The 248-nt window shown below is 50.4% G+C and carries 1 protein-coding gene; it reads left to right on the top strand.

What is annotated here, in order from left to right:
- Window positions 1-248, top strand: a 248-nt coding sequence (locus SB725_RS32965) for an ATP-binding cassette domain-containing protein (RefSeq protein WP_410923668.1), incomplete at both ends; no start/stop codon positions are given.

The raw sequence follows: 248 nt of genomic DNA, 5'->3' as shown, positions 1-248 counted from the left end.
ATATTCATAAACGCGTCATGGATTGTCTTGCGATTGTTGATTTGACCGATCGTGCTGGTCACTATCCTGCGCAGCTATCAGGCGGACAAAAACAGCGTGTGGGTATTGCCCGCGCGATTGCCCCTAGTCCAAAAGTATTGTTAGCCGATGAGCCAACCAGTGCACTTGACCCTGCAACGACCCGTAGTTTGCTGACTTGTCTGCGCGATATCAATGAGCAACTTGGCGTAACTATCGTCATCGTGACC

Origin of the sequence: Pseudomonas sp. SIMBA_041 (genome assembly GCF_046535095.1) — a bacterium.
In the GTDB taxonomy this organism is placed as follows: Bacteria; Pseudomonadota; Gammaproteobacteria; order Pseudomonadales; family Pseudomonadaceae; genus Aquipseudomonas; species Aquipseudomonas mucoides.
This window is presented reverse-complemented; position numbering and strand designations above follow the sequence as displayed.